25 protein-coding genes are annotated in these 24,847 nt (G+C 61.1%); 6 read left to right on the top strand and 19 right to left on the bottom strand.

Annotated features, from left to right (window positions below; translation table 11 throughout):
• Positions 1–33: 33 nt before the first annotated feature.
• The 3 genes from ACN0X0_RS15260 to ACN0X0_RS15250 all read right to left on the bottom strand — a co-directional run bounded on the left by ACN0X0_RS15260 (position 34) and on the right by ACN0X0_RS15250 (position 3,608).
• On the bottom strand, positions 34–1,656 hold the full coding sequence (locus ACN0X0_RS15260) for a peptidoglycan -binding protein (protein WP_417279848.1): 1,623 nt from the start codon (positions 1,654–1,656) through the stop codon (positions 34–36).
• 1 nt (position 1,657) lies between these two features.
• Positions 1,658–2,857 carry a biopolymer transporter ExbB gene (locus ACN0X0_RS15255; protein WP_417279847.1) on the bottom strand — a complete coding sequence of 400 codons (1,200 nt, stop codon included), beginning with the start codon at positions 2,855–2,857 and terminating at the stop codon, positions 1,658–1,660.
• A gap of 190 nt (positions 2,858–3,047) precedes the next feature.
• Positions 3,048–3,608: a gamma-glutamylcyclotransferase gene (locus ACN0X0_RS15250; RefSeq protein ID WP_417279846.1), complete on the bottom strand. Its 561-nt coding sequence runs from the start codon at positions 3,606–3,608 to the stop codon at positions 3,048–3,050.
• Positions 3,609–3,699: 91 nt separating this feature from the next.
• Between ACN0X0_RS15250 and ACN0X0_RS15245 the strand changes: the two genes are divergently transcribed.
• The gene (locus ACN0X0_RS15245; RefSeq protein WP_417279845.1) at positions 3,700–4,701 is read left to right on the top strand and encodes a DUF2125 domain-containing protein; all 1,002 of its coding nucleotides are present in this window, start codon (positions 3,700–3,702) and stop codon (positions 4,699–4,701) included.
• A 167-nt stretch (positions 4,702–4,868) separates the two neighbouring features.
• Here ACN0X0_RS15245 and ACN0X0_RS15240 read toward each other — a convergent pair whose 3' ends face one another.
• The 7 genes from ACN0X0_RS15240 to ACN0X0_RS15210 form a co-directional block, all read right to left on the bottom strand.
• Positions 4,869–5,621, bottom strand: coding sequence for an extensin family protein (locus tag ACN0X0_RS15240; protein ID WP_417279844.1), 753 nt, complete (start codon positions 5,619–5,621; stop codon positions 4,869–4,871).
• A complete protein-coding gene (locus ACN0X0_RS15235; RefSeq protein WP_417279843.1) occupies positions 5,618–6,553 on the bottom strand; it encodes a prephenate/arogenate dehydrogenase family protein in 936 nt (311 codons plus the stop codon). The genes ACN0X0_RS15240 and ACN0X0_RS15235 overlap by 4 nt, the downstream gene beginning before the upstream one ends.
• Complete coding sequence (hisC, locus tag ACN0X0_RS15230; protein WP_417279842.1) at positions 6,546–7,640, bottom strand: histidinol-phosphate transaminase; 1,095 nt, start codon at positions 7,638–7,640, stop codon at positions 6,546–6,548. Before hisC ends, ACN0X0_RS15235 begins: the two co-directional genes overlap by 8 nt.
• 145 nt (positions 7,641–7,785) lie before the next feature.
• Positions 7,786–8,817, bottom strand: a complete 1,032-nt coding sequence (locus ACN0X0_RS15225; RefSeq protein WP_417279841.1) for an endonuclease/exonuclease/phosphatase family protein — start codon at positions 8,815–8,817, stop codon at positions 7,786–7,788.
• A gap of 134 nt (positions 8,818–8,951) precedes the next feature.
• Positions 8,952–9,572 carry a 30S ribosomal protein S4 gene (rpsD, locus tag ACN0X0_RS15220; RefSeq protein WP_417279840.1) on the bottom strand — a complete coding sequence of 207 codons (621 nt, stop codon included), beginning with the start codon at positions 9,570–9,572 and terminating at the stop codon, positions 8,952–8,954.
• A gap of 183 nt (positions 9,573–9,755) precedes the next feature.
• Positions 9,756–10,817, bottom strand: coding sequence for a Hint domain-containing protein (locus tag ACN0X0_RS15215; RefSeq protein ID WP_417279839.1), 1,062 nt, complete (start codon positions 10,815–10,817; stop codon positions 9,756–9,758).
• A gap of 140 nt (positions 10,818–10,957) precedes the next feature.
• A complete protein-coding gene (locus tag ACN0X0_RS15210; protein ID WP_417279838.1) occupies positions 10,958–11,437 on the bottom strand; it encodes an aminoacyl-tRNA deacylase in 480 nt (159 codons plus the stop codon).
• A 375-nt stretch (positions 11,438–11,812) separates the two neighbouring features.
• Between ACN0X0_RS15210 and ACN0X0_RS15205 the strand changes: the two genes are divergently transcribed.
• Genes ACN0X0_RS15205 through ACN0X0_RS15190 form a run of 4 tightly spaced genes read left to right on the top strand, consistent with a single transcriptional unit; the run spans position 11,813 to position 15,653 of the window.
• Positions 11,813–12,856, top strand: a complete 1,044-nt coding sequence (locus ACN0X0_RS15205; RefSeq protein WP_417279837.1) for a hemin-degrading factor — start codon at positions 11,813–11,815, stop codon at positions 12,854–12,856.
• Complete coding sequence (locus tag ACN0X0_RS15200; protein ID WP_417279836.1) at positions 12,857–13,744, top strand: heme/hemin ABC transporter substrate-binding protein; 888 nt, start codon at positions 12,857–12,859, stop codon at positions 13,742–13,744.
• A gap of 3 nt (positions 13,745–13,747) precedes the next feature.
• A complete protein-coding gene (locus ACN0X0_RS15195) occupies positions 13,748–14,839 on the top strand; it encodes a FecCD family ABC transporter permease (protein ID WP_417279835.1) in 1,092 nt (363 codons plus the stop codon).
• A gap of 1 nt (position 14,840) precedes the next feature.
• A complete protein-coding gene (locus ACN0X0_RS15190) occupies positions 14,841–15,653 on the top strand; it encodes a heme ABC transporter ATP-binding protein (protein ID WP_417279834.1) in 813 nt (270 codons plus the stop codon).
• Positions 15,654–15,662: 9 nt separating this feature from the next.
• On the opposite strand, the gene ACN0X0_RS15185 is transcribed toward ACN0X0_RS15190, so the two are convergent.
• The 3 genes from ACN0X0_RS15185 to ACN0X0_RS15175 are packed head-to-tail and all read right to left on the bottom strand — an operon-like array spanning position 15,663 to position 18,547.
• Positions 15,663–16,961 (bottom strand): TRAP transporter large permease, encoded by a 1,299-nt coding sequence (locus ACN0X0_RS15185; protein ID WP_417279833.1) that lies wholly within the window; start codon positions 16,959–16,961, stop codon positions 15,663–15,665.
• A 16-nt stretch (positions 16,962–16,977) separates the two neighbouring features.
• Positions 16,978–17,535, bottom strand: coding sequence for a TRAP transporter small permease (locus tag ACN0X0_RS15180; protein WP_417279832.1), 558 nt, complete (start codon positions 17,533–17,535; stop codon positions 16,978–16,980).
• Entirely contained in the window at positions 17,519–18,547 is a 1,029-nt protein-coding gene (locus ACN0X0_RS15175) for a TRAP transporter substrate-binding protein (protein ID WP_417279831.1), read from the bottom strand. Before ACN0X0_RS15175 ends, ACN0X0_RS15180 begins: the two co-directional genes overlap by 17 nt.
• Positions 18,548–18,755: 208 nt before the next feature.
• Between ACN0X0_RS15175 and ACN0X0_RS15170 the strand changes: the two genes are divergently transcribed.
• On the top strand, positions 18,756–19,469 hold the full coding sequence (locus ACN0X0_RS15170) for a GntR family transcriptional regulator (protein ID WP_417279830.1): 714 nt from the start codon (positions 18,756–18,758) through the stop codon (positions 19,467–19,469).
• Between the two features lie 99 nt (positions 19,470–19,568).
• Here the strand turns inward: ACN0X0_RS15170 and ACN0X0_RS15165 are convergent, their stop codons facing one another.
• Genes ACN0X0_RS15165 through ACN0X0_RS15140 form a run of 6 tightly spaced genes read right to left on the bottom strand, consistent with a single transcriptional unit; the run spans position 19,569 to position 24,773 of the window.
• Entirely contained in the window at positions 19,569–19,760 is a 192-nt protein-coding gene (locus ACN0X0_RS15165; RefSeq protein ID WP_417261921.1) for a 2-hydroxymuconate tautomerase, read from the bottom strand.
• A gap of 3 nt (positions 19,761–19,763) precedes the next feature.
• Entirely contained in the window at positions 19,764–20,531 is a 768-nt protein-coding gene (locus ACN0X0_RS15160; RefSeq protein ID WP_417279829.1) for a 2-keto-4-pentenoate hydratase, read from the bottom strand.
• A complete protein-coding gene (gene dmpG, locus ACN0X0_RS15155; protein ID WP_417279828.1) occupies positions 20,528–21,547 on the bottom strand; it encodes a 4-hydroxy-2-oxovalerate aldolase in 1,020 nt (339 codons plus the stop codon). The genes ACN0X0_RS15160 and dmpG overlap by 4 nt, the downstream gene beginning before the upstream one ends.
• Before the next feature lies 1 nt (position 21,548).
• Entirely contained in the window at positions 21,549–22,493 is a 945-nt protein-coding gene (locus ACN0X0_RS15150) for an acetaldehyde dehydrogenase (acetylating) (protein WP_417279827.1), read from the bottom strand.
• Positions 22,494–22,497: 4 nt separating this feature from the next.
• A complete protein-coding gene (locus tag ACN0X0_RS15145; protein ID WP_417279826.1) occupies positions 22,498–23,292 on the bottom strand; it encodes a 2-keto-4-pentenoate hydratase in 795 nt (264 codons plus the stop codon).
• Positions 23,293–23,303: 11 nt separating this feature from the next.
• Positions 23,304–24,773 (bottom strand): 2-hydroxymuconic semialdehyde dehydrogenase, encoded by a 1,470-nt coding sequence (locus tag ACN0X0_RS15140; protein WP_417279825.1) that lies wholly within the window; start codon positions 24,771–24,773, stop codon positions 23,304–23,306.
• Positions 24,774–24,847: the final 74 nt, after the last annotated feature.

The following is a 24,847-nucleotide window of genomic DNA, read 5'->3' as shown; positions in this document are numbered from 1 at the left end:
ATAGATCAAGTTAAAGTCGAAACGCTTTAGGGCTTATTTCTCCGTGAGCTTCAACTCGATACGCCGGTTCTGCGCCAGAGCCTCCGGACTGTCGCCCTCCGCCACCGGTTGATATTCGCCAAAGCCCGCCGCGACCAGACGCGAGGGATCAAAGCCCAAATCCTCGGACATATAGCGCACCACGGAAAGTGCGCGCGCCTGCGACAGCTCCCAGTTATCGCGGTATTCGCCGGTGCCGGACAAGGCCGTCTTGTCGGTGTGCCCATCGACGCGAATGACCCAATCAATTTCCGGCGGAATCTCCGCTGCCACCTCCGACAGAATCCGTGCCACACGCGCGATCTGCGTCTTGCCCAAAGGTCCGAGTTCCGCAGAAGCCGGTTGGAACAACACCTCAGAAGAAAACACGAACCGGTCGCCGACGATGCGCACGCCCTCACGGTCACCCAGAATTTCGCGCATCCGACCGAAGAATTCGGAACGGTAATTCTGCAGCGACCGGGCCTCTTCCTCCAAACGCTTGCGCTCCGCCTCTTCCAAGGCCGCCCGCGCCCGTTCTTCGGCGGCGACCTGCGCCAGAGCTGCGTTCAACCGCTGCGTCAGACTGTCGATTTGAACCTCGTTCTCCGCATCCGTCGCCGTGCGGACATCGAGCGTCGATTGCAGCGCCGCCAATTGTTCCCGCATCTGCGCCACCTGCGCATTCAAAAGCGCCAGTTTGCGCTCCGCTTCGGCTGATTTCGCCTCTTCCTCCGAGAGCGCCGCCTGCGCCGTTGCCAACAAAGCAGCCTGTTTTTCGCGCTCAGAAATGTCCTGATCGAGCTGCGCCTGCATGTCGTCGCGCGCGGTGCGGCTGGCCGCCAAAAGCGTCAGGGTCTCCTCGGCCTCCTTGCGCGCCTCTTCCAGGGCGAGGCTCATCGCCGTCAGCTCCTCATCCGCACCGGAAAACCGGTCCCTGAGCGCCTGCATCGCCGCAGCATCGGCCAGACGGTCTTGTTCCGCCTGCGTCACCTCGGTCTGCGCGGCCTCCAAAGCGGCCTGACGATCCGCCGCCTGCGCCCGCAAATCTGCAACCAAAGCGTCCAGCGCTTCACGCCGCGCCGCCGCAAGTCGGGCCTCCTCGGTTGCCGCGTCGATTTCATCGCGGGCTTTCGCAAGCGCCAACTGCGCCGCTTCTTGCTCCGTGATCAACTGCGCCTTTGCGGCTTCCAGATCGTCGATTTGCGCGGCCAGTTGCGCACCCTCGGTCAGCGCCGCGTCGCGCTCCGCGATCAGGCTGGCGACCTGATCTTCGAAGGACGCGATCCGCCCGGTCAGCGTTGCATTTTCGGCCTGAAGCCCCGCGATGGTCTCCGCCTGTGCCTCCGCCCGACCGCGCAAGTCGGACAGTGTCGCGCTCAGCGTGCCGATCTGGGTCTCGAGGCCAAGGTTTTTCTGTTGCTCCATGCCGAGCGCATCGGCCAGTGCGTTCAGCTCCGCGCTCAAGGCGTCGAGTTCATGTTCCTGACCGGAAATCTGGTCGCGCAGCATCGATTGCACGACCATAAAAATCGTCAGAACGAACATCAGAACCAGCAAAAGCGCCGTCATCGCGTCGACAAACCCTGGCCAGATCGAGCCAGACATACGATGAGAGGAGCGGCGCAAAACGGCCATGTCAGGCGCCTCGGTCGTCTTGGCCCAGCTCGCGGAGCGTCCGCGTCAGACCGGCAATCTCGGCACGCAACTCGGCGAGGCTTTCCTGGCGCCCGGCGGAAAGTTCCTCGAGAATGCGCAACAATTGCACGTCGATGGAGCGCAACCGCATCCGGGATTCGGCGTCGAGCCCGTCCTGATCCGGATCGCGTTTGCTCAGAGCCTCGACCAACCGCTCCTGCCCATCGGCGACACGCGCCAGAACATCGACGGTGTCGTCTTCCCGACTTTGCCGCAGGTTCATCTGATCGATGGACTCGGTGAGCCGCGAAAGACGCCCGTCGGTCTCCATCCGTCCCGCTTCCGCACGCGCAAAGAGCGTCTGCAACTCATCCATTTGACGCCCCATATGATCGAGCACCGCGACCGCCCCCGACAGATCATCCCCGCCGTCGCTATCCCCCGCCACGCCAAGGCGCGTGATGGTCGAGAGCCATTCTTCAAGCTCGCGGAAAAATCGGTTTTGACCATGTGAAGCAAAGAGTTCGAGCATCCCCACGACCAGCGAGCCCGCAAGCCCCAAAAGCGAGGAGGCAAAGGCCGTGCCCATGCCGCCCAACTGGCTCTCAAGCCCGCTCATGAGCTGGGTCAACACGTCACCCGCACCTTCGCCTTCGGACGGCGAGAGCGAGCGAATGGTGTCCACAAGCGCGGGAACCGTGGTGGCGAGGCCGTAGAAGGTCCCCAGAAGTCCGAGGAAAATCAAAAGGTTGGAGATGTATCGCGTGATGTCGCGGGCTTCATCGATCCGAGTGGCTACAGAGTCTAAAATGGAACGCGCCGAGGTCGAGGAAATCTGTGTCCGAGAATTTCGGTCCCGCAGCAAAGCGGCCAAAGGCGCCAAAAGACGCGGCGCGGTTTTGCCGGGCACCTTTGGACGTTGACCTGTGAAGCGTTCGATCCAGTTCACGGAGGCGACCAGTTGCACCACCTGCAAGAAGCAGGCGAGGATACCGATGATAAAGACGACGGCGATGAACCCGTTGAGATAGGGGTTGGCCAAAAACACCGGCCCGACCCGCGGCAAGGCCATGACCAGACCGGCCACGACCAGCCCAAGCACGATGATCATCAAGGTGATCTGGCGCACGGGTTGGGAAAAGAATTTTAGCTCGGCCTCACGCTCGGATCGGGGCACGGGTTGGGGCGCTGGGTGATGCATGGACCCTGACCTTTTTGTCCTGTTACGGCCACGATAGGGGCAAGCCCCCGCTCTGCCAACACGCGATTTCGTGTGGTTAAAGCGTTTTGCGAAAAACACGGGAGACATGTTTGTCGCGAAACGCCGTGTTACGCCGATTTGCCGTTAATCTTTCGCGTCCGATGTCTGTCTCAGGTCAGTTCCAGAAGGTTTACGGATTTAGGCGATGACGGACCATCTCTGACAGCTCAGTCAGTTCTATATCTTCCATGCCAAGCTCCGCGAGATGCAAGGCGGTCGAAAAAAGATACTCGCTGTTGGGGCCCCGCCCGCCGACCGCCGTCGCAATCACATCGGCCTGACGCTCAAGGCTAAGCGCGCCGGTATATTGGGCGTGAGCGGCATCGACAACATAGGCCAGTGCCGGTTCTTCGCGACCGTCCTCCAGCCGCAAAGTCACCTCGCGTTCAAGGTAGGCCGACGACACCAATTCCCGCTCCCGCAGATAAGCCAGCGTTTCCACCGCCGCATCAGGGGCAACGCGGAACGCCAACCCGCGGCACTGCGCAGAGGGGTCTTCATCCAGCGCCAAAACCAGACCCGGGTCTTCGGGCGTGCCCCGATGGTGGATCGACCACATGCAAAACGTGCGCGCATAGCCCGACAGCGTCGCGGGGTGGCGCTCAATAAAGGCAAAGCCCGGATTCCACATCAAAGACCCATAGCCAAAGACCCAAAATCCGTCTCGCACCAACGCGTGATCGCCTGTCATCACCTTTTCCTCATTGCCGCCTTTTCACCCGCCCGCCCCGCAGGTAAACACGGGGGACGGACTGACCCGATCCTTTTCACAAGAGGTGATGATGCGCAAACTGTTCTGGCTCGTTTTGGCCGCCGTCGTGATTTACACGGGCTATTGGATGATCGGCGCGAAGGGCACGGAAAGCGCCATCGCGGCTTGGGTCAACGCGCGCGGCGCCGAAGGCTGGCAGGCCGAGGTGTCCGACATCAAGACCAGCGGCTTTCCGACCCGGTTCGACACGGAAATTCGCGATCCACATCTCGCCGATCCGCGCAGTGGCGTGGCGCTGTCCTCGCCCAAGATCGAGATTTTGAGCCAAAGCCACCGCCCCACACGATTTACCCTGCGTATGGCGCCGGAGGTCACGCTGGCTTCGCCCTATCAGCGCCTCGACATCACGCAGGAGCTGGCCGAAGCACAATTGTTCGTCGATGCAGGGCCGAATTTGACACTCGATCATGCGGCTTTGACGCTCAAGGACCTGCGCATGGCCTCGACGGCCACTTGGGGCCTGTCTTTGGACACGGGCGAGATCACGACGCAGCGTCAAGATAACGATCCGCTTACCCATGACATCAAGATGCATGTCGCAGGCTTTGCACCCACAGGTGGATTGATCGAAGAGATTGATCCCAAAGGACTTTTGTCCGATGAATTCGAGACGCTCGACCTCGATATGAGTGCCACCTTTGACGGGCCGTGGAACATCCACGCCCTCGAAGGCCCGCGCCCGCAACCGACAAAGATAGAATTGACCACGCTTGCGGCGCATTGGGGCGAACTTGATCTGAAACTTGCAGGCAGCTTTGACATTGACGCACGTGGTTATCCGGTGGGCACGTTGGCCGTGAAAGCAGAGAACTGGCGCGAGATGATCGAGCTCGCGATTTCCATCGGCGCGATCCCGGAGAATATGAGCAAGCTGTCGCTGCGTGCAGGCGAAATGTTGGCGGGACTGTCGGGGCGCAAGGATACGATTGATGCGGAATTGACGCTGAAAGACGGCATGATTTCTTTGGGTTTTATCCCCTTGGGACCCGCGCCGCGCATTGTCATTCGCTAAGAGAGTCAGATCTCTGACATTCGTCAGCTTTAACTTCAGATTAATCTGACTTTAGTCAGGCAAATTACACCTCTGCCTCATGCGTTAACCTTAATCTGATTAACCTTAACGCATGAAAATAGGGGATCGGAGGACCCAACCCCCATCGAGGAACACACTGTAAAGCCTTAACGACAATAGCTGCCAGAGCGATAGCGCGCCGTGTCGAAATGGAAGTGATCGCGATGGTAGACATCGCTTTCCGGCCCCAAGACCGTTCCAAACGGCCCACAGCCCGCACGATGCAATTTGCGCATGAGCGGCCCATGCAGAGGGTCATTCCAGCCATTCAGAACAGAGATATGCGTCCCGTTTTTCAACCGCACGGCCGAAATATCAATGGCGCGCCCCCGGCCATGTTCTGAGATTTTCCCACCGGCCTGATTGTTGCGCGGACGACAGGCGTAGCTCGCGGCCACGTCCAGTTGCACAAGCCCACCGCCCAGTCGCCCAACACTTGGTTTGACGCCTTTTTCGATCCAGGAGTGCAAGGCTTTTGCGGTCGTGCAATCCACCACCGCAGGCGTCGACAGGGTGACACCCGCAACCTCGGTGATTTGCACAGGTTCCTTGAGGCCACAGCCGGAAATGCGTCCGGGAATGGGCTTCAGGCTTTGCCCCCGGATCGCATTGACACCACAGACCGACCCTTTGCGCGGGTAGCGGACCTGCGTCACAGCGGGGGCTTTGGGGCGCGGTTTCGGGACAGGAGAGGCCAAGGCTGTCGCAACAGACGACGTTTCAGTGGTCACCACGGACACAGGTGCAACCGTGCCCGGACGCGGCAGAGGGATCGGGGAGCTGTCGAGCGCAAGAGACGGCGCGGCGGACAGGCTGAGGGCACTCAGAGCAAGGGCGCATATGACCGCCCGCCGTCTCATCCGCCCTTTTTCACACGGCCGAAATCCGGCGCATCCGTGTCCTGACCCGCCTCGATGATGCCGCGACGAATGGCGCGGGTTCGGGTGAAATAATCGTGCAACGTGTCGCCATCGCCGGTGCGGATCGCGCGTTGCAGGGCGAACAACTCTTCGGTGAAACGTCCGAGAATTTCCAGCGCCGCGTCTTTATTTGTCAAAAACACATCACGCCACATGGTCGGATCAGAAGCCGCGATCCGGGTGAAATCCCGAAAGCCCGCGGCAGAGAATTTGATCACCTCTTGATCGGTCACCCGGCGCAGATCGTCGGCGACGCCCACCATCGTGTAGGCGATCAGGTGCGGCACGTGGGAGACCACGGCGCAGACCGTGTCGTGATGCTCGGGGTCCATGCGTTCGGTGGTGGCGCCAAGCTCGGCCCAGAAATCTTCAAGCTTTTTCACCTCGCCCTCATCCGCCCCCTCGGGCGGCACGATCAGGCACCAGCGGTTGTCGAACAGTTCGGCAAAACCCGAGCGCGGCCCGGAATGTTCGGTCCCCGCCATCGGGTGGGTGCCGATAAACTGCGCCCCCTCGGGGATATGCGGCATCACGGCGTCGAGCACGGATTTCTTGACCGAGCCCACATCGGTGACCACCGCGCCGGGTTTCAGCACGCTCTCGATCTCTTCCATCACCGGTCCCATCGCGCCAACCGGCACGGCCAGCACAATGAGATCGGCATCCGCCACCGCCTCAGCGGCTGTGTCACAGACCCGATCCACAAGGCCGATTTCGCGCGCGGTCTCACGCGTTGCCTGAGAGCGGGCATAGCCGGTGATTTCCCCCGCAACGCCGGCCCGGCGCATGGCCAAAGACATCGATCCCGCGATCAGGCCCAGCCCGATCAGAGCGACGCGATTGTAGATCACCTTTGATCCCGTCTCAGACACCGGCCTGTTCCCCGCGGAATTGGCCGATCACATGGGCGACCCGGCGGCAGGACGCCTCATCCCCCACGGTGATCCGCAGACAATTCGGAAGGCCATAGCCCGCCACACGGCGCACGATGATGCCATTTTGCTTGAGGAACTCGTCGCAGGCCTCGGCCTCGTCCTGATCCTGGAACCGGGCGAGGATGAAGTTGGCGCAGGAGGTGTCAGACGGCACCCCCAGCTCCATCAGCGCCTCAGCCAACCAAGCGCGCAGACGGGTGTTGTCCTCGCGGCACTTCTCGACCCAATCACGGTCTTTGACGGCGGCTTCGGCGGCGGCCATTTGCGCCTCCGACAGGTTGAAGGGACCGCGCACGCGGTTCAGCACGTCGATGATTTCCTGCGGACCATAGCCCCAGCCGACGCGCACGCCACCCAGACCGTAAATCTTCGAGAACGTCCGCGTCATCACCACATTGTCACGCGCCTCGACCAGAGCCGCGCCGCCATCGAAGCCTTCGACGAATTCGGCATAGGCGCCATCGAGCACAAGGATCGTCTGCGACGGAATTTCCGAGGCCAGACGCGCGATGTCGCGTTGACCGATCATCGTGCCGGTCGGGTTCGCCGGGTTGGCGATGAAGATCAGCTTGGTCTTCTCATTGCAGGCGGCGAGGATGGCATCCACATCGACCACGCGCTCGCGTTCCGGCACACAAACCGGCTGCGCGCCCGCGGCACGGGCGGAGATTTTATACATGGAAAAACCATGCTCGGTGTAGATCACCTCATCGCCAACGCCCGCATAGGCCTGACAGAGAAAGGTGATGATCTCATCCGAGCCGACACCGCAAATGATGCGCCCGGCGTCCAGACCGTGCACCTCGGCAATGGCTTTGCGCAGGCCGGTGTGATCGGTGTTCGGGTAGCGATGGAGGGTGTGAACAGCCTTGGCAAAAGCTGTCTTGGCACTTTCAGGCGCACCGAACGGGTTCTCGTTCGAAGACAGCTTGATCACGTTGTCAACGCCCTGCACATGGCTGGCGCCACCCTGATAGAGGGTGATGTCGAGAATGCCGGGTTGCGGTTCGATCAAACGGGTCATGAGTCCACTCGCTTAGAATTGTCCGCCTCTCTTAGCGCCGCGCGTCCGACATTGCCAGACAGATGAGCAACCTCTGTGCAGTTGTTGCTTTGTCGTATCGGTGTGTGCCCCCATCGCCACGCATTGGACCTACGCAGATGCCAGCTCACCCAACAGCCCCCGCCGCAGGTTTCCATTTGAACCCGGCGCGGATGATGCCGTGATCGTTGGTGCCAGTTGCCTTGTGGTCGTCAATGTTGAGATGGTCATTGTCCACCGTCATCTCGTCAAAGGCCCAGAGGCGACGCTTGGAGTGGTCGTAAAATTCCTGCGAAAACAGGATGTGGTCGAGGCTCTCGCGCTCCTTTTTATAGACATGCGTGTAATAGACATCGCGGGTCGAGCGGTATTCCTGAAGCGTCTGCGCGGTGTAAAGCGCATTGTCGCCGCCGCCCTCGGACAGCCCCGTCAGATATTGCGGCTGTTCAGACAAGATATTGAGCGTGTTGGACAATTTGCTGTCATTCATATCGCCGATCACCACCACGGGCGTGTTCGTGCCCTTGGTCAGATTGGTGATGATCATCCGCAAAGCCGTCGCCTCCGCCGTGCGGCGGATGGTCGAAACGGCATAACCCAGCGCCGTCAGGTGGTCTTTGTGGGTGTCGCGGTCATACCACTCCTCACGCCAAAGCTCGGCCGGGCGGCGGGATTTAAAATGACAAACGAAGACATGAATGACCGGCGTGTCCGGGTGCGGTTGCACGGTGAGATGCAGGACAGGGCGAGAAAAGCTGGTCAGCGCCACCGCGATGCGATCCTGTTGCGGATCGTCCCCGCCGGAGGCCAGCATCATCTCATCGGGGAATGCGGTGATCCACTCGGGGTCATCGACCAGAATATCCTTGCGCACCAACCCGGCACAGACGATGCGCGATCCGGGATGCTCGGGCGGGACAAGCGCCTGATGCGAGGCATCAAGCCCAGCCATTTGCATCGCCTCTTGCAGGGCCTCTTCGGCCCAAAGCTCCTGAAACCCGACCACATCCGCCGCGATCCGTTTCAGCACCGCCGCGGTGTAGAAAATCTTCGCGTCGTATTGCTCGTCGGTCCAAGTGGAGCCGGAATACATGGCCGCGCCGGGGGATTGCAGATTGTAGAGATTGAATGACGCGAAAGAAATGTCACGTGCCGCCATACCCAAGGCCCTCCTGAAAAAACACGAGAGCAAGCATAGCGCAAAACGGGATTCGGATCAGGTGTGGTATTGGCAAAGAAAAAGGCCGCCCCAAAGGGACGGCCTTTCGCAACTTTTCGAAGATCGGCTCAGAATTAGTTCTGAGCGTAGTATTCGATGACGAGGTTCGGTTCCATCTGCACAGCGAAGGGCACATCGGAGAGGCCCGGCTTGCGCACGAAGGTCGCGGTCATTTTGGAGTGATCGGCGTCGATGTAATCCGGCACGTCACGCTCGGCGAGACCCGCAGCTTCGAGCACGATGGCGAGCTGTTTGGATTTGTCACGCACTTCGATCACGTCACCCTCTTTCACACGGTAGGAGGGGATGTTCACGCGCTTGCCGTTCACGAGCACGTGGCCGTGGTTCACGAACTGACGGGCGGCGAAGACGGTCGGCACGAATTTCGCGCGGTAGACGACGGCATCGAGACGGGATTCCAGCAGGCCGATGAGGTTTTCACCGGTGTCGCCCTTGATCCGCTCGGCGTCGGCAAAGATGCGACGGAATTGTTTCTCGGTCAGGTCGCCGTAGTGACCTTTGAGTTTTTGCTTGGCGCGGAGCTGCAGACCGAAGTCGGACAGTTTGCCCTTGCGGCGCTGACCGTGCTGGCCCGGGCCGTATTCACGACGGTTGACCGGAGACTTCGGACGGCCCCAGATGTTTTCGCCCATGCGGCGGTCGAGTTTGTACTTGGCAGACGTGCGTTTGGTCACGATCTGGATCCTTTCAGTTTGTTTGAAAGGTGCTGTCCTTTCCGTCGGGCTATTCCCCTCGGGCGACAGGTCATCCCCTTGCGGGGGCCACCAACACCAAATAGTCAACCGGCGCACATCGCTGCACACCGGATGGCGGGCTTATACAGCCGCATTCGGGGGTGTCAAGCCAAAGCCGGCACCTCACGCCACCTTATGCAAAAGGATCGCCGTTTCCGCCGCAGACAATGTCCGGCGCGCCGCCGGGCCGTAGCCTTCGGCCTGATCCAGCAGATGCGGGAAGCGTTCCAAAAGACTGGCGCGCTGATCTTCGGCCACCTCGCCCAGATCGGCAAACCCGGGATGAAAGCTTTCGGTCTCCAAGCCGTTGGCAAAGATCACCTGATGCGCATCGAACAAGAGGTGGATGTATTCAAGCGCCTTGAGATGCCGCTCCGTCGTGATCGAGCGATCATTTACCAAATCCTTGGCACAGACCAGAACCTCGTCGGCATTATAGAGATCGCGCGCCGCCTGCCCTCGGATCACCATCCGGTGTTGCGGCGAGACAATCAGATCCTCATCCGGCTCGCCCATCCCCAAAGCATCGGCGCGAAACCGCACCGGGCGCAGTTCGGGCATAGCGTAAAGCCGCGCGCCCGTGATGTGACGCCGCCCGATCCAGCGCAGCTTTTGCACGCCATCGTCCTTGGTCTGAACCGCGTCGCCTTCGCACAGCTCTTCGACGGGCCGCGCCCCAACGGGCGTCAGGATTTTCGTGCCGGGCGTGAAGCAGATCACGCCACCGGGGGTGGCCTCTTTCGCCTCACGCGTGGCGGCAAGATGGGCCGAGACCACCCAAAGGTCCGTGTCCACAGGCGGCATGTCGCCCAGAAACATCAACAAAGGCGTGCCCAATTCGGGCAGATCGATCAGTGTAATTTCATAGCGCTTGATGCCATCGGTGACATCAAATCCGCCATCGAACAGCCGCGTGCGGGTCTCAAGGTCGTGGTAAGCGGGCGCGCCCGCCAAAGCCGACCCGATCAACCTGCGCACCGATTGCGCCGCCCGCTGATGCAACTCAGCCTGCCCAATTGCGTTCTCTAAGACGTAGACATCGCGTGCCCCATCGACGCAAACAGCCTCGCCGGTCCAGCGCCACGCAGCGCCGACCGTCAATGCCGAAAGCGGTGCAGATCGAAGCCCGTCGAGCTCCCCCTGCGTCCACGCGATGACAAACGTGCCGGAAAAGCCCGTTCTCATTGCCTGTATGCCTGCCATAGTTCTTTTTTATTAGAGCCAAGCTAACACAGGCGATTCGCCGTGTTAATGTTTTTTTGACGCCTTTTCGCAGATTGAGAAGCGGCAGAGGGACGCATCGCCCTCTTTAAACCGCCTTGATGCTACTCGACCGAAATCGACGCCACGCTCGCCCGCAGAGCTTCAATCGCCGGAGCCGGGTCGAGACAGACCATCAAGCCCCGTTTGCCGCCATTGATCACCACGGGGGCCTCAACCGTCAGGATCGTGTCGTCGAACACTGTCGGCACCGCTTTTTTCTGACCGAAAGGACTGATGCCGCCGGTGTGAAACCCGGTCAGACGTTCGGCCTTCACCGGCGCCATCATGACGGCGGATTTTCCCTTGAGGGCCTTGGCGATTTGCTTCATCGACAGCGAGCGATCCGAGGGGATCACCGCACAGGCGGGCTTGCCGTCCAGTTCGACCATCAAGGTCTTGAACACCCGCTCCGGCGCCCAACCGATGGCCTCCGCCGCCTGCAACCCGATCGGCCCATCGCCGCCACCATAATCATATTCGAAGACCTCATAGCTGAGGGCCTGGCGGTCCAAAAATCCGGTCGCGGGCGTAGCAGTACTCATAACGGCCCTCTTAGCCATTGTAATCACCGTCCTTTATACCGCCGCCTCCGCGCAGAGAAAGAGCGAAGCTGACGCAAGGGCGGCGCGTGAAACGCACAGAGTCAATCTTGACAAAATAACTCAACAATTATACCCAACGCCAAACCGCAAGCGCTCCGGCAGCCAGCTCATCGTCCTGACATCTGACTTTGGGAGCCCGGCCTTGCCACGACACCCCGCATATTTGCCGTACCGCCGCCACCTCTCGGTCGCGCGTGCGCGCCGCAAATCCTGCCTCCCTTCGAATGCCAAGGTCCTCTGACCCAAGCCTGAGCGCGCGGGGTTTTCCTTCGTGTCCCGCGCGCCTTTTTCATCTCTTTTCATGAGGCCTACACCATGAACAAGCCCCTAACAGCGGCCGACATCCGCGCCGCAAAATCCGAAAACACCCAAAAGCGCGACCGCGATCTGGCCGATAGCCTCGGCATTTCCGAGGCCGAATTGGTCGCAGCCCACGTTGGTACATCAGATGACATCCGCGTCACCCGCATCTCGGCCAGCCCCGACGATGTGATGCCGCGCCTGACCGCTTTGGGCGAGGTGATGTCGCTGACCCGCAATGTCTCCTGCGTCCATGAGCGCGTCGGCACCTTTGAAGAGTATAAATCCGGGCCGCATGCCTCGATGGTACTGGGCAAGGAAATCGACACGCGGATTTTCCCGAAACATTGGGCGTTCGGCTTTGCCATCGAGAATGAAACGGAAAAAGGCCTGCGCCGCACTTTGCAGTTTTTCGATCACGCGGGCGATGCGCTTCAGAAAATCTTTCTGCGCGACAGCTCCAACCATGACGCCTGGCAGCCTCTGATCGACGTGCTGCGCCTTGAGGATCAAGGCCCCGAGATCGCGGTCGAACCGCGCCAGCCCACCGAAGGCGCCAAGATCAACGCCGACAAGCGCGACATCCTGGTCGAAGAATGGGCGCGCATGACCGACACGCATCAGTTCAACCGGCTGGCCGCAAAACTCGGCATGAACCGCCTCGGCGCCTATCGCCTCGCGGGGGAACCTTTCGTGCGCAAGGTTGCGCCCTCCTCTGTCGAGACCTTCCTGAATGCCACCTCTAAGGCGCATCAAAAGGTGATCCTCTTTGTCGGCAACCGCGGCAACATTCAGATTCACTGGGGCACGCTCGACACTGTCAAACCGATGGGGCCGTGGCTCAATGTGCTGGACCCGCGCTTCAACTTGCATCTGCGCGGCGATCATCTGGCCGAGGTTTATGTGGTCGAGAAACCGACCAAACGCGGCCCTGCGATTTCGCTGGAGGCCTTCGACGCCGAAGGCGGGCTGATCTTCCAATGTTTCGGCCAGCGTGACGGGGACAGTGACGATCTCGCGCAATGGCATCAGATTCTCGCCGATCTGCCGGGGGCGTGAATGAAACATCTTCTGCTGAGCGCTGCGCTTCTCCTTCCCCTCTCGGCTCATGCTGAATCTGTTTCGGCTGCAAGCTATCCGGAGGCCACATCCATCGTCTCCATCGGCGGGCCGGTGACGGAGATCATCTACGCTTTGGGCCAAGGCGCGCGCATTGTCGCCCGCGACACCACCTCGCTTTACCCCGAAGAGGTCAACGACCTGCCCGACGTCGGCTACATGCGGCAATTGTCGGCGGAGGGCGTGCTCTCCGTTGGCCCCGACCTGATCGTCACCCGCGACACCGCCGGGCCGCCCGAGGTGCTGGACCAGTTGCGCAAGGCCGCCATTCCGATGGTGGCGGTGAAGGATGGGTTTTCCGAAAGCGCCGTGATCGATGCGATCCACACCGTGGGTGCGGCCTTGGGCGTCCCCGAACGTTCCGACACCTTCGCCGCCGAGGTCCAAGAGCAATTCGACAGCCTGCATCAGTCCATCGAGAGCGCAGGCACCCCGCCCCGCGTGCTCTTCATCCTGTCCAATCAGGGCGGCCGTTTGAATGTGGCGGGCGCGGCCACCGGGGCCGATGGCATCATCACGCTCGCAGGCGCCGAGAACGTCATGGCCTCCGAGTATCAGGGCTACAAGATCATGAGCGACGAGGCGATCATCGCCACCGCGCCCGATGTGGTGTTGATGATGGAGCCGACAGGCGAGGCCGAACATGACGGCAACCGCGCCGACATTCTCGACTTGCCTGCCTTGTCCCACACACCCGCCGGTCAAAACGGCGCTTTTGTCGAGGTCTCGCCGGCTGCTTTGGGCTTTGGCCCCCGCACGGCGCTTTTTGCCCAAGAACTGCATGACGCGCTTTGGTCCGCCACAGGAACAGACGCGGGGACGGAATAAGCCATGGCCATCGCCGAAACCCGCCCTGCGCCTCCCCCTGTGACCCTGCCTCTCGCCGGAGACCGCCGTGCCAAGGCGCGTCTCTTGCGCCTCGGGCTCATCGCGCTTTTGGCGCTCACCATGCTCGTGGGGCTGGGCTGGGGCGCGGCGGGCGACACGGATGTGATCGCCGCTCTTCTGGCCAAATTCGGCATCGGCGAGGCGCGTCTGGTCGATATGACCGTGGTCTGGGACATCCGCATGCCGCGCGTGTTGACCGGCGCTTTGGTGGGCGCGGCTCTGGCCGTCGCGGGCGCGGTGATGCAGGGGTTGTTTCGCAACCCTCTGGCCGATCCGGGCCTTGTCGGCGTCTCGGCGGGCGCAGGCTTTGGCGCGGTGGCGGCAATTGTTTTGGGTGGGCTTTTGCCCTTTGCTTTGCAAAACCTTGTCGGCGCTTATCTCGTGCCCCTTGCGGCATTCTTCGGCGGCTGGGTCTCCACTTTGGCGCTCTACAAGATCGCCACGCGGGGCGGGCGAACCTCTGTCGCCACCATGTTGCTGGCGGGCATCGCTTTGGGCGCGCTCACCGGCGCGCTCACCGGCTTCATCGTTTACAAAGCCACCGACGACCAGCTTCGCGATCTGACGTTTTGGGGCATGGGATCGGTGGCGGGTGCCACTTGGGCGAAACTTTTGACCGCAGGTCCGATCATCGCGCTGGCCCTGATCACCGCGCCCTTTCTGGCCCGTGCTTTGGACGCTTTGGCTTTGGGCGAAGCCGTCGCCTCGCATATGGGCATCGACACACAACGCATGAAACGCATCGCGATCCTGTCGGTCGCGGGCTCTGTCGGGGCGTCGGTCGCGATCACCGGCGGGATCGGCTTTATCGGCATCGTTGTGCCGCATCTTTTACGGCTGATCCAAGGCCCCGAACATCGCAACCTTTTGCCCAACGCAGCACTTCTGGGCGCGATCATGTTGTTGCTTGCCGACATGGTCAGCCGTCTGGCGGTCTCCCCCGCCGAGTTGCCCATCGGGATCGTCACCGCCTGTCTCGGTGGACCGTTCTTCCTTTGGATCCTCTTGAAAAACCGCGCCCTTTTGGAGAGTTGAGATGATTGTAGCCTCAGACATCAGCGTGCATTTCGGGGCGCGCAAAGTGCTCGATGCGGTCGATTTTTCTGCCCGCGCGGGCGAAGTGACCGCCATCGTTGGCCCCAACGGGTCCGGCAAAACCACGCTTTTGCGCGCCATGACCGGGGAACAGGAGTTCACCGGCGAGGTCAGCCTCGATGGCACATCTTTGTCACAGCTTTCGGCCCTCGATCTCGCCCAGCGCCGGGCGGTTCTGCCGCAATCGGGCAACATCGCCTTTCCCTTCACTGTGCTGGAGCTTGTCAGGCTCGGCCTGACCGCCGGGCTGTCGACCGGACGCGCGAGCGGCTTGGAGCACCTGCCCCATGCGGCCCTTGCCCGTGTCGGGCTTGACGGTTTCGAAGGCCGGATGGTGCAGGAGCTCTCAGGTGGTGAACGGCAACGCGCACAGCTGGCGCGCGTCTTGGTGCAAATCTGGGAGCCGGTTCTGGAGGGGCATCCGCGCTGGCTCATTCTCGACGAACCGGTTTCCGCGCTCGACATCGGGCATCAGCTCACCGTCATGGAGATCGCCCGCGACTACGCCCGGCGTGGCGGCGGGGTCATCGCCGTGATGCACGACCTGAACCTGACCTCAATGTTCGCGGATCGGGTGACGCTTTTGAGCGAAGGGAAACTCCGCGCAGAGGGCACGCCACGCGAGGTGCTGACCGATCATGCGCTCTCGGCCTGCTACGGCTGCGCGCTCAGGACCAACACGCCGCCGCCCTGTGGCGGGCCTTGGATTTTGCCTCAGGCCACTGCCGTGACGAGCGCTGCCCTGCCCGCCTGAGGGCACAACCTACATCAAACTTGGCAGGAACAGCGCGATGGAGGGGAAGACCAACAGCACCGCGATCCGCACCACGTCGATGGCGATAAAGGGCAAGAGGCCTTTGTAAATCGTCGTCAGCCCGATGTTGCGTTCGACCGAATTGATGACGAAGACATTCATCCCGATGGGCGGAGTGATCAGGCCCAGCTCGATCGCCATGACGACCATAACACCGAACCAGATCGGATCGAAGCCGAGGCTGGTCACGACCGGAAACAGGATCGGCACGGTCAGCACCACCATCGCCATCGAGTCCAGCACACAGCCCAGCACCAGATAGAGGATCAGGATCAGGACCATGATGCCCATCGGACTGATCGGCAGAGCGGTGAGATATTCCGCCACCTGCTGCGGTGCGCGGGTGATGGCGAGGAAATAGGAAAACAACAGAGCGCCGATGAAAACGAAAAAGATCGAGATCGAGATGCGCAGGCTGTCAACGAGGCAGAATTTAATGTCCGCCCAAGACAGACGCCGACGCGCCACCCCGATCACCAAAGCCCCCACGGCGCCCAACGATGCAGCCTCGGTCGGGGTCACGACACCGGCGTAGATGCCGCCGACCACCAGAAGAAACAGCAAGGCGATGGCCCAGACATCGCGCAGGGATTTGAACCGCTCGCCCCAGCCCCGACGCGGCCCCACCGGCATGTCGTCTGGCCGCATGTAGGCGAGGATCGACACCGTCAGCATGTAAAGCGCGACCGCCAGAAGGCCCGGCACGAGACCAGCGATAAAGAGCTTGCCGATGTCCTGTTCGGTGATGATGCCGTAGACCGCGAGCACGATGGAGGGCGGGATCAGGATGCCGACCGTGCCCCCCGCGGCGATCACGCCGGAGGAGACGGAATCGGAATAGCCCGCCCGGCGCATTTCCGGCAAGGCCACCTTGGTCAGCGTCGCAGCCGTCGCGATGGAGGAGCCGGAAATCGCGGCAAACCCAGCGCAAGACGCAATCGTCGAGAGCGCAAGCCCGCCGCGCCGATGCCCGAGCCAAGCCCCGGCCGCCCGGAACAATTCGTGGCTCATGCCGGATCGGGTCGCGAAGGCCCCCATGAGGATGAACATGGGGATCATCCCCAGATGATAGGTGGTTGCCGTCGACAATGGCGAGAGCGATACAAGGCGAAGCGCCTGCGACGGGCCGACCACAGCGGCAAAGCCCCCAATGCCGACAAGGCTCATCGCGATTGCAATCGGCACGCGAATGGCCATCATGAGGAACAGGGCGACGAAGCCCACGATCATAACCGTTTCCCGGTCCATTTCAGCCTCTTTATGTTTATTCTTCGATCATGGGGACCGGCTGGTCCTCATGCATATGCGGTGTGTCATCCGTGAGAATGAGCCAAAGCCGCACCGCCGTGGTGAGCGTCGCAAGGCCAGCGCCGATGACCATCAGCCAATAGGCCGGCCAGATCTGGAACCGCAGGTCATAGGAATGCTCGCCGGTGGCAAACACGTCCTGCGCATTCTTCGACATCATCACGGTCAACACAGCGAAGGACACCAGCACCAGTGTGGTGGAGATGAAATCCATCACCCGACGCCAGGTCTTGCCCAACATCTCGTAGAGCAGATCGACGGAGATATGCGTGCCCGTGTAATTCACCGTCGCCACGCCCCAGAATATCGCCACGCCAAGCGCCAGCCGCCCGATGTCGTGGCTGTCGGGGATCGGCGCGGAAAACGCATAGCGCATCACGGCAGAGCCAAAGGCCAAAAGCGTCACCAGCCCCATGAGAAAAGCGGCCGCGAATTCGACCCAAGCGGTGAAACGACGGAGCCCGAAGGCCCCGCCGGATGAGACATCACGGGGCGGGTCAGAATTTTGCGTCATGGGCTTCGAGCCGCTCCACGAACGCATTGTAGATCGCATCCGCATCGAGCCCCTTGGCCGTGACATTGGCTTTCCAATCGTCCAACAGGAAGGCCGACGCGTCTTTCCATTGCGTCAGTTCCTCATCGGTCAACTCAAGCACATTGTGCTCCGGGTTCTCCTGAAACAGGCGCTTGCCCTCATTGTCGAATTCGACCCAGCCAGACGCAATCTTTGCGCCCCATTCCGGCGAGCAGTGGTCGTCGATCACACCCTGCTGGCTCTCGGAGAGAGAGGCATAGCGATCCTTGTTCATCGCGATGATGAAATTGGTCACATAGAGCGGCATGTCGGGGTGATATTTGACCACGTCATCCATGCCGAAAATCGAAACAGAGCGCCACGGGAAGGTGATGCCATCTGCCGCACCGCGTTCGATCACTTCGCGCGCCTCCGAGGGGCCAACCTGAACGGAGGACCCGCCCATGCTTTGGATCAGACGCCCGATGGTGCCATTGGCCGGACGAATGGTTTTGCCCTTCATGTCGGCGGGAACGCGGATTTCCGACGAGCTGTGCAAGGTGCCCGGATCGTGCAGGTGCACGACACAGAATTTCACGTCCCCCATCTCCTGTTCTTTATACTCCGCGTACCATTCGTTCATCGCCTCGGTGCCCCCCAGACCCGATTTGATGAAAAACGGCAGCTCGCCCAATGCGATGATCGGGAAACGCCCCGGCGTATGCCCCGGATTGGCCCAGACGAAATCGGCGATGCCGAATTTCGCGATGTCATATTCGTCCTCGGCCTTGCCAAGCTGACCGGCGGGGAAAAAGCTGATGTCCAGCGTGCCGTTCGAGGCCTCGCGGATGCTATCGGCCCAGACCTGAAAACCTTGGGAATGCAGCGGATGTTGGGTCGGCAGGTCGTGCGAAAAACTCATCTCCACCACCTTCTCCTCCGCCAGCGCACCGCCCGCAAAGCCGCCAGCCAAGATCGCGGCGCACACTGCGCCGGTCAGCTTATATTTCATGATGTCTCTCCTCCATTTGCGGCCGCGCGTGCCAGCCTCCCCGGCGCCCGCGACTCCTCCTCTGCAAAAGAGATTAACGGTCAAAATCGTTGCGTCAAATAAAAAACGATTATTTTTAACAAACCTGCAATGTTAGCAAATCCTCGACATTTGAGCGACGCGGTGCCATTGCTAAGGAAAGACACGCACACCTTAAAGCCAAAGCGATATGAACGAGCCACATCCCCTTGCCTCCGGCGACAAATCCCAAGGCACCAGCAAGAAAACCGCCATCGAAACGGTCCAGCAACAAATCCGCGAACGGGTGATCTCGGGCGCGTTGGGGCCGGGCGAGCGATTGCATGTCGATAAATTACGTTTGGAATTCGGCGTCTCGACCTCGACCATGCGCGAGGCGATCTCGCGCCTGTTGATCGACGGGCTGGTGACCTCGGAACAGCAACGCGGCTTTCGCGTCGCCCCACTGACGCTCAAAGACTTCCGCGACATCACGGATGCCCGCAAAATGATCGAGGCGCAGGCCCTCCGCATTTCCCTGAGCAACCGGTCCGACGTCTGGGAGGCCGATCTGGTCGCCGCCTATCACCGCCTGTCGCGGATCGAAGAGCGGCTGATCGGCGAAGGCAAACCCGAATTCGCCCATGACTGGGACACGTGGAACTCCAATTTTCACGATTGCCTCGTGCAGAACTGCGACAACGCCTGGCTGAAACGGTTCCGCCGGACCCTGCACCAACATTCCTATCGCTACCACCGCCGCCTGATCGGCGACCGCTCCCTGCCCCGCGATGTGCGGATCGAGCATAAGGCGATTTTCGACACTGCGATTGCGGGCGACATCGACGCCTGTGTTGCGGCCATCGAGGCGCATATCGAGAAGTCCTACACGGATCTCACGCAGCAGCATGATCTGAGCGAGTAAGCCCCGAAACGGAAACGGCAGCGCTTTGAAAAACGCTGCCGTCCTAACACGTTTCGACCTGCAAGTTTCGACCGGCCTAGACGCCTCCGCCTTGCTCCGTCAGTCCGGGCTGACGAATTTCTGCTGGCCCGCCACGCCCCAATTCTCTTTGGGTACTTCGCGGATACAGACCCGGATCGCCTCAATCGGCGCGCCGATGGCCTCGACGGTTGCCTCCGTCACCTTCTCAATCAGCTTGGCTTTCATTTCCGGCGTGCGGCCTTCGACCAATGTCACTTCGATGAATGGCATGGCTTACTCCCCAATATTGAACCCGATCTGACCGAGGCTTTCGACCTCAAGCAGCACGGATTGCCCCACTTCCATCGAGATCGCCGCCGTCGCGCCGCCCGCGAGAACGATGTCGCCGGGTTTCAACTCTTCGCCCGCCGAGGCCACCATCCGCGCCGCCGACACAAGCGAGCGCACCGGATGGCCGAGGATCGCAGCCGTTGACCCGATTTCTCGCGGGCGACCGTTGATCGACAGCACCATGCCCAAATTCGAGATGTCCGTCTCCGGGCTGTGCCATGTGCCGAGCACGAAACCGGACGACGACGAATTGTCCGCAATCACGTCACCGACATCGAATTTGAACGCCTTGTAGCGGCTGTCGATGATCTCAAGCGCGGGCGCCACGGCCTCCACCGCCGACATGGCCTCCAATGCGGAGACTTTGCCCGAGAGCGGTGTCTTGATTAAAAACGCGATCTCCGGCTCGACGCGCGGGTGGACATAGTTCGCCATCGAGACCACGCCGCCTTCCTCCTCGCGCATCGCGTCGGTCAGTCGCCCCCAAGTGACGTCAGAGACGCCGACCTGGATCATCTTGGCCCGCGATGTCAGCCCCATTTTGATGCCGATGCGCTTTTCCCCGCGCGCGTAGCGGCGCTGCATCGACAGGGCCTGAACCGCATATGCGTCCTCGACACTCAGCACCCGCGTGTCGGAAATTTGCGGGATTTCCATAGCTGTGCGGGCCGCTTCGTCCACGTAGTCTGCCAGCTCTGCGAGGCTTTTCATGCTGCGGCCTCCTTGGCTTTGACCATGTCGAGGGCGACATCGACGATCATGTCTTCCTGACCGCCAACCATATGGCGTTTGCCCAGTTCGACGAGAATATCGCGCGTGTCGAGGCCGTACATCTCGGCGGCGCGTTCGGCGTGGCGCAGGAAGCTGGAATAAACCCCGGCATAGCCCAGCGTCAGCGTCTCGCGGTCCACCCGCACCGGACGGTCCTGTAGCGGGCGCACCAAGTCCTCGGCGGCGTCCTGCAATTTGAACACGTCACAGCCATGTTCCCAACCATAGAGATTGGCGACGGCGGCGAAGGCCTCGATCGGCGTATTGCCTGCGCCCGCGCCCATACCGGCAAGCGAGGCATCGACGCGGTAAGCACCATGTTCGACCGCCACAACCGAGTTCGCCACCGAGAGCGACAGGTTCTCATGCATATGCGCGCCGATCTGGGTTTCGGGTTTGAGGGCGGCCTTGTAGGCCTCCATCCGCGCGGAGACGTCTTTCATCGTCAAACGCCCGCCGGAGTCGGTGCAATAGACGCAATCCGCGCCATAGCTTTCCATCAGCTTGGCCTGTTCGGCGAGGTTCTCGGGCGGGTTCATATGGGCCATCATCAGAAAGCCTGAGACATCCATGCCCATCTCTTTCGCCGCCCGGATATGCTGCGCGGCGACGTCCGCCTCGGTGCAATGGGTCGCCACGCGCACGGAGACGACACCCGCGTCATGCGCCTTTTTCAGGTCTTCCAAAGTGCCAATCCCCGGCACCAAAAGACAGGTCAGCTTGGCATTTTTCACCACCTTCGCCGCCTCGGAAATCCATGCCACATCGGTCTGGCGCCCGAAGCCGTAGTTAAAGGTCGACCCCGCCACCCCGTCGCCATGGGTCACCTCGATGGCGTCCACACCGGCCTCATCGAGCGCCTCAGCAATCGCGCGCACATGGCCAAGATCGTATTGGTGGCGCATCGCATGCATGCCGTCGCGGAGCGTCACGTCCTGAATGTAAACCTTGGTCATTTCACGCGGCCTCCTTGACCCAATTGCGTTTGTGAACGAGCGCTTCTGCGGTCTTCATCGCCGCAGAGGTCATGATGTCGAGGTTCCCCGCATAGGCCGGCAAGTAATGCGCAGCCCCTTCGACCTCTAAGAAGACCGAGACCTTGAGGCCGGTGAACGTGCCCCCGCTTTCCGGGATGGTCAGCGGAGTGTTGTCACCGAAATGTTCGAACTGGATCTCTTGCTTGAGGCGATAGCCCGGCACATAGGTCTTCACCTCTTCAACCATGTCGAGAATGGATTGACGGATCGCGTCTTGATCGGCCTCTTCGCAGAGACAATAGACCGTGTCGCGCATGATCACCGGCGGCTCAGCCGGGTTCAGAATGACAATCGCCTTGCCGCGTTTCGCACCACCCACTTGTTCGATGGCCTGCGCGGTGGTTTGGGTGAACTCGTCGATATTGGCACGCGTCCCCGGCCCTGCGGATTTCGAGGACACAGAGGCGACGATTTCGCCGTAGATCACCGGCGAAATCCGGTTGATCGCTGCAACCATCGGAATCGTCGCCTGGCCCCCGCAGGTCACCATATTGACGTTCATCTGGTCGAGATTGGCATCCAGATTGACCGGCGGAATGGTGAAGGGGCCGATGGCGGCAGGCGTCAGGTCGATCACCTGTTTGCCGTCCTTTTGAAGCACCTCATTGTGCCGCCGATGCGCCCCCGCAGACGTGGCATCGAACACGATGCGGATGTCTTTATATTCGGGCAATGTCACAAGCCCCTCGATGCCCTCATGCGTGGTTGCCACATTGAGACGCGCCGCGCGGGCCAGACCATCGGACGCGGGGTCGATCCCGACCATCGCGGCCATGTCCAACACCTTGGAATTGCGCATGATCTTGATCATCAGGTCGGTGCCGATGTTGCCCGAGCCGATGATGGCACATTTGATCTTTTCCATAGTCTTATTCCTTTGCAAAAGCGGCACGGACGGAGCCCAGACCGTTGATCCGAGCTTCGAACACATCGCCGGGCTCAGCCGAGACAAAGGGGCCCAGCGCCCCGGAGAGAATGACATCGCCAGGGCCGAGCGGACGGCCTGCCTTGGCCATGGTGCGCGCCAACCACAGCGACGCGTTGAGCGGGCTGCCCATACAGGCCGCACCCGCGCCGACAGAAACAGGCTCGTTGTTCTTGGTCATCACCATGCCGCAGAGACGCGGATCAAACCCGCCCAGAGGCCTCGGAGTCTGGCCCAAAACGTAAATTCCAGACGAGGCGTTGTCCGCGATGGTGTCAGTGATGCGAATGTCCCAATCCTTGACCCGCGAGCCAACGATTTCGAGCGCAGGCACCGCGTAGCCGATGGAGGCCATCAGATCGACCATAGTCAGATGCGCGCCGTCTAAAGGCGCGGAGACCACATAGGCGATCTCGGCCTCGACCTTAGGCTGTTGCACCGCCGAGACCGGGATTTCCTCGCCGTCCATAAATTCCATATCGGCAAAGAGCATGCCGTAATCCGGCTGATCCACACCGAGCTGTTTTTGCACGGCGATGGAGGTCAGACCGATCTTGCGGCCAGACAGAACCCGTTCTTCGCCGCCCAGCCAGCGCTTGGTGTTGATCTCTTGCACGGCATAGGCCGCGTCAACGTCGCCCGCGTCGAGAAGCCCCCGGATCGGATCTCCGGGCGTGCCACTCTCCCAAGCCTGCCAAAGCTGATCGGCGGCCTTTTGGATATTTGTTTCACTTGTCATCAATCTGTCCTTCAGAGTTTAACGCAGACGTTGGTCAGCTCGGAGTAAAACTCCAGACCATGCACCCCGCCCTCGCGCCCGATGCCAGACTGTTTCGCGCCGCCAAAGGCCGTGCGCAGATCGCGCAGGAACCACGAATTGACCCAAGCCAGCCCCACGTCGATCTGACGCGCCACGCGATGCGCGCGGGTCAGGTTTTCGGTCCAGATCGCAGTGGCCAGACCGTAAGTCGTATCGTTCGCAAGCCGGATCACCTCGTCTTCGCTGTCGAAGGGCGCGATGTGACAGACAGGGCCAAAAATCTCTTCCTTGATGCAGCGGGCATCTTCCGCAAGCCCGGTCCAAATCGTCGGCTGAACCCAAGCGCCGCCTTTCAGATCGTCCGGCATCTCGGGCGCGCCGCCGCCGGTCACCACGGTGGCACCCTCTTCCACGGCAAGCTTGTAGTAGGACATCACCTTGTCCTTATGCTCCTGCGAAATCAGCGGCCCCATGGAGGTTTCCGGGTCCTCAGAGGGCCCGAGTTTCATCATCTCGACGCCGTCTTTCAGGCGAGAGACAAATTCGTCAAAGATCGGCCTTTCAACATAAACGCGTTCGGTGCCGAGACAGACCTGACCACAGTTCGAGAAGGCCGAGCGCAGCGTGCCCTCGATCGCCTTGTCCATGTCCGCATCCGCAAAGACGATCCCGGCGTTCTTGCCGCCGCATTCCATCGACACCTGACGCAGCCCCTTGGCGGCCGATTGCATGATCGCCTCGCCGGTGCGCGTCTCGCCCGTAAAAGTGATCGCATCGACACCCGGGTGCGCGGTGAGATAGGCGCCTGCGCTGTCCGGGCCAAAGCCGTGCACCACGTTGAACACACCCTTCGGCACGCCGACCGTGTTCATCACCTCGCCCAAAAGCGTGGTCGTGAGCGGCGTTTCCTCCGAGGGTTTCACGATCACCGTATTACCGCAGGCGAGCGCCGGGCCGACTTTCCACGTCATCAGCAAGAGCGGCAGGTTCCACGGGCTAATCACCGCGATCACGCCTTTGGGTTTGCGCACGCCATAATTCACCGCGCCAAAACCGTCAGGCGTGTCGAGCATGAAGCTCTCCGTCGGGACGTTTTTCACGAGATCGGCAAAGATTTTGAAATTCGCCGCGCCCCGCGGGATGTCGACGTGAGAGGCCAGCCCCTTGGGCTTGCCCGTGTCCAAAATCTCCGCCTCCAGAAAGTCGTCGAACCGGCGATTGATCTCATCGGCCACGGCATGAAGCATCTCCGCCCGCGCCGCCAAGGGCATATATCCCCAGTCTCCACGAAGCGCCGCGCGTGCTGCCGCCACCGCCGCGTCCACCTCAGGCTGACGCCCCTCATGCACGATGCCGATCCTCTTGCCTGTCACCGGCGAGATATTGTCGAAGGTCTTTCCCGAGGTGCCCGGGGTGAACTCCCCATTGATGAAATGCATCGCGTCGCGTGTGGAGGTCATGAACCCGTCTCTCATTTTTGCTCTCAATCTTTGCTCGGGCGCATCCGCCCCCTGTGGGGGATCATGGCGAAAAT

This window comes from Celeribacter sp., assembly GCF_048270365.1.
Classification (GTDB): domain Bacteria; phylum Pseudomonadota; class Alphaproteobacteria; order Rhodobacterales; family Rhodobacteraceae; genus Celeribacter.
The sequence above is the reverse complement of the archived record's forward strand: the minus strand, read 5'-3'. Positions and strand labels throughout refer to the sequence as shown.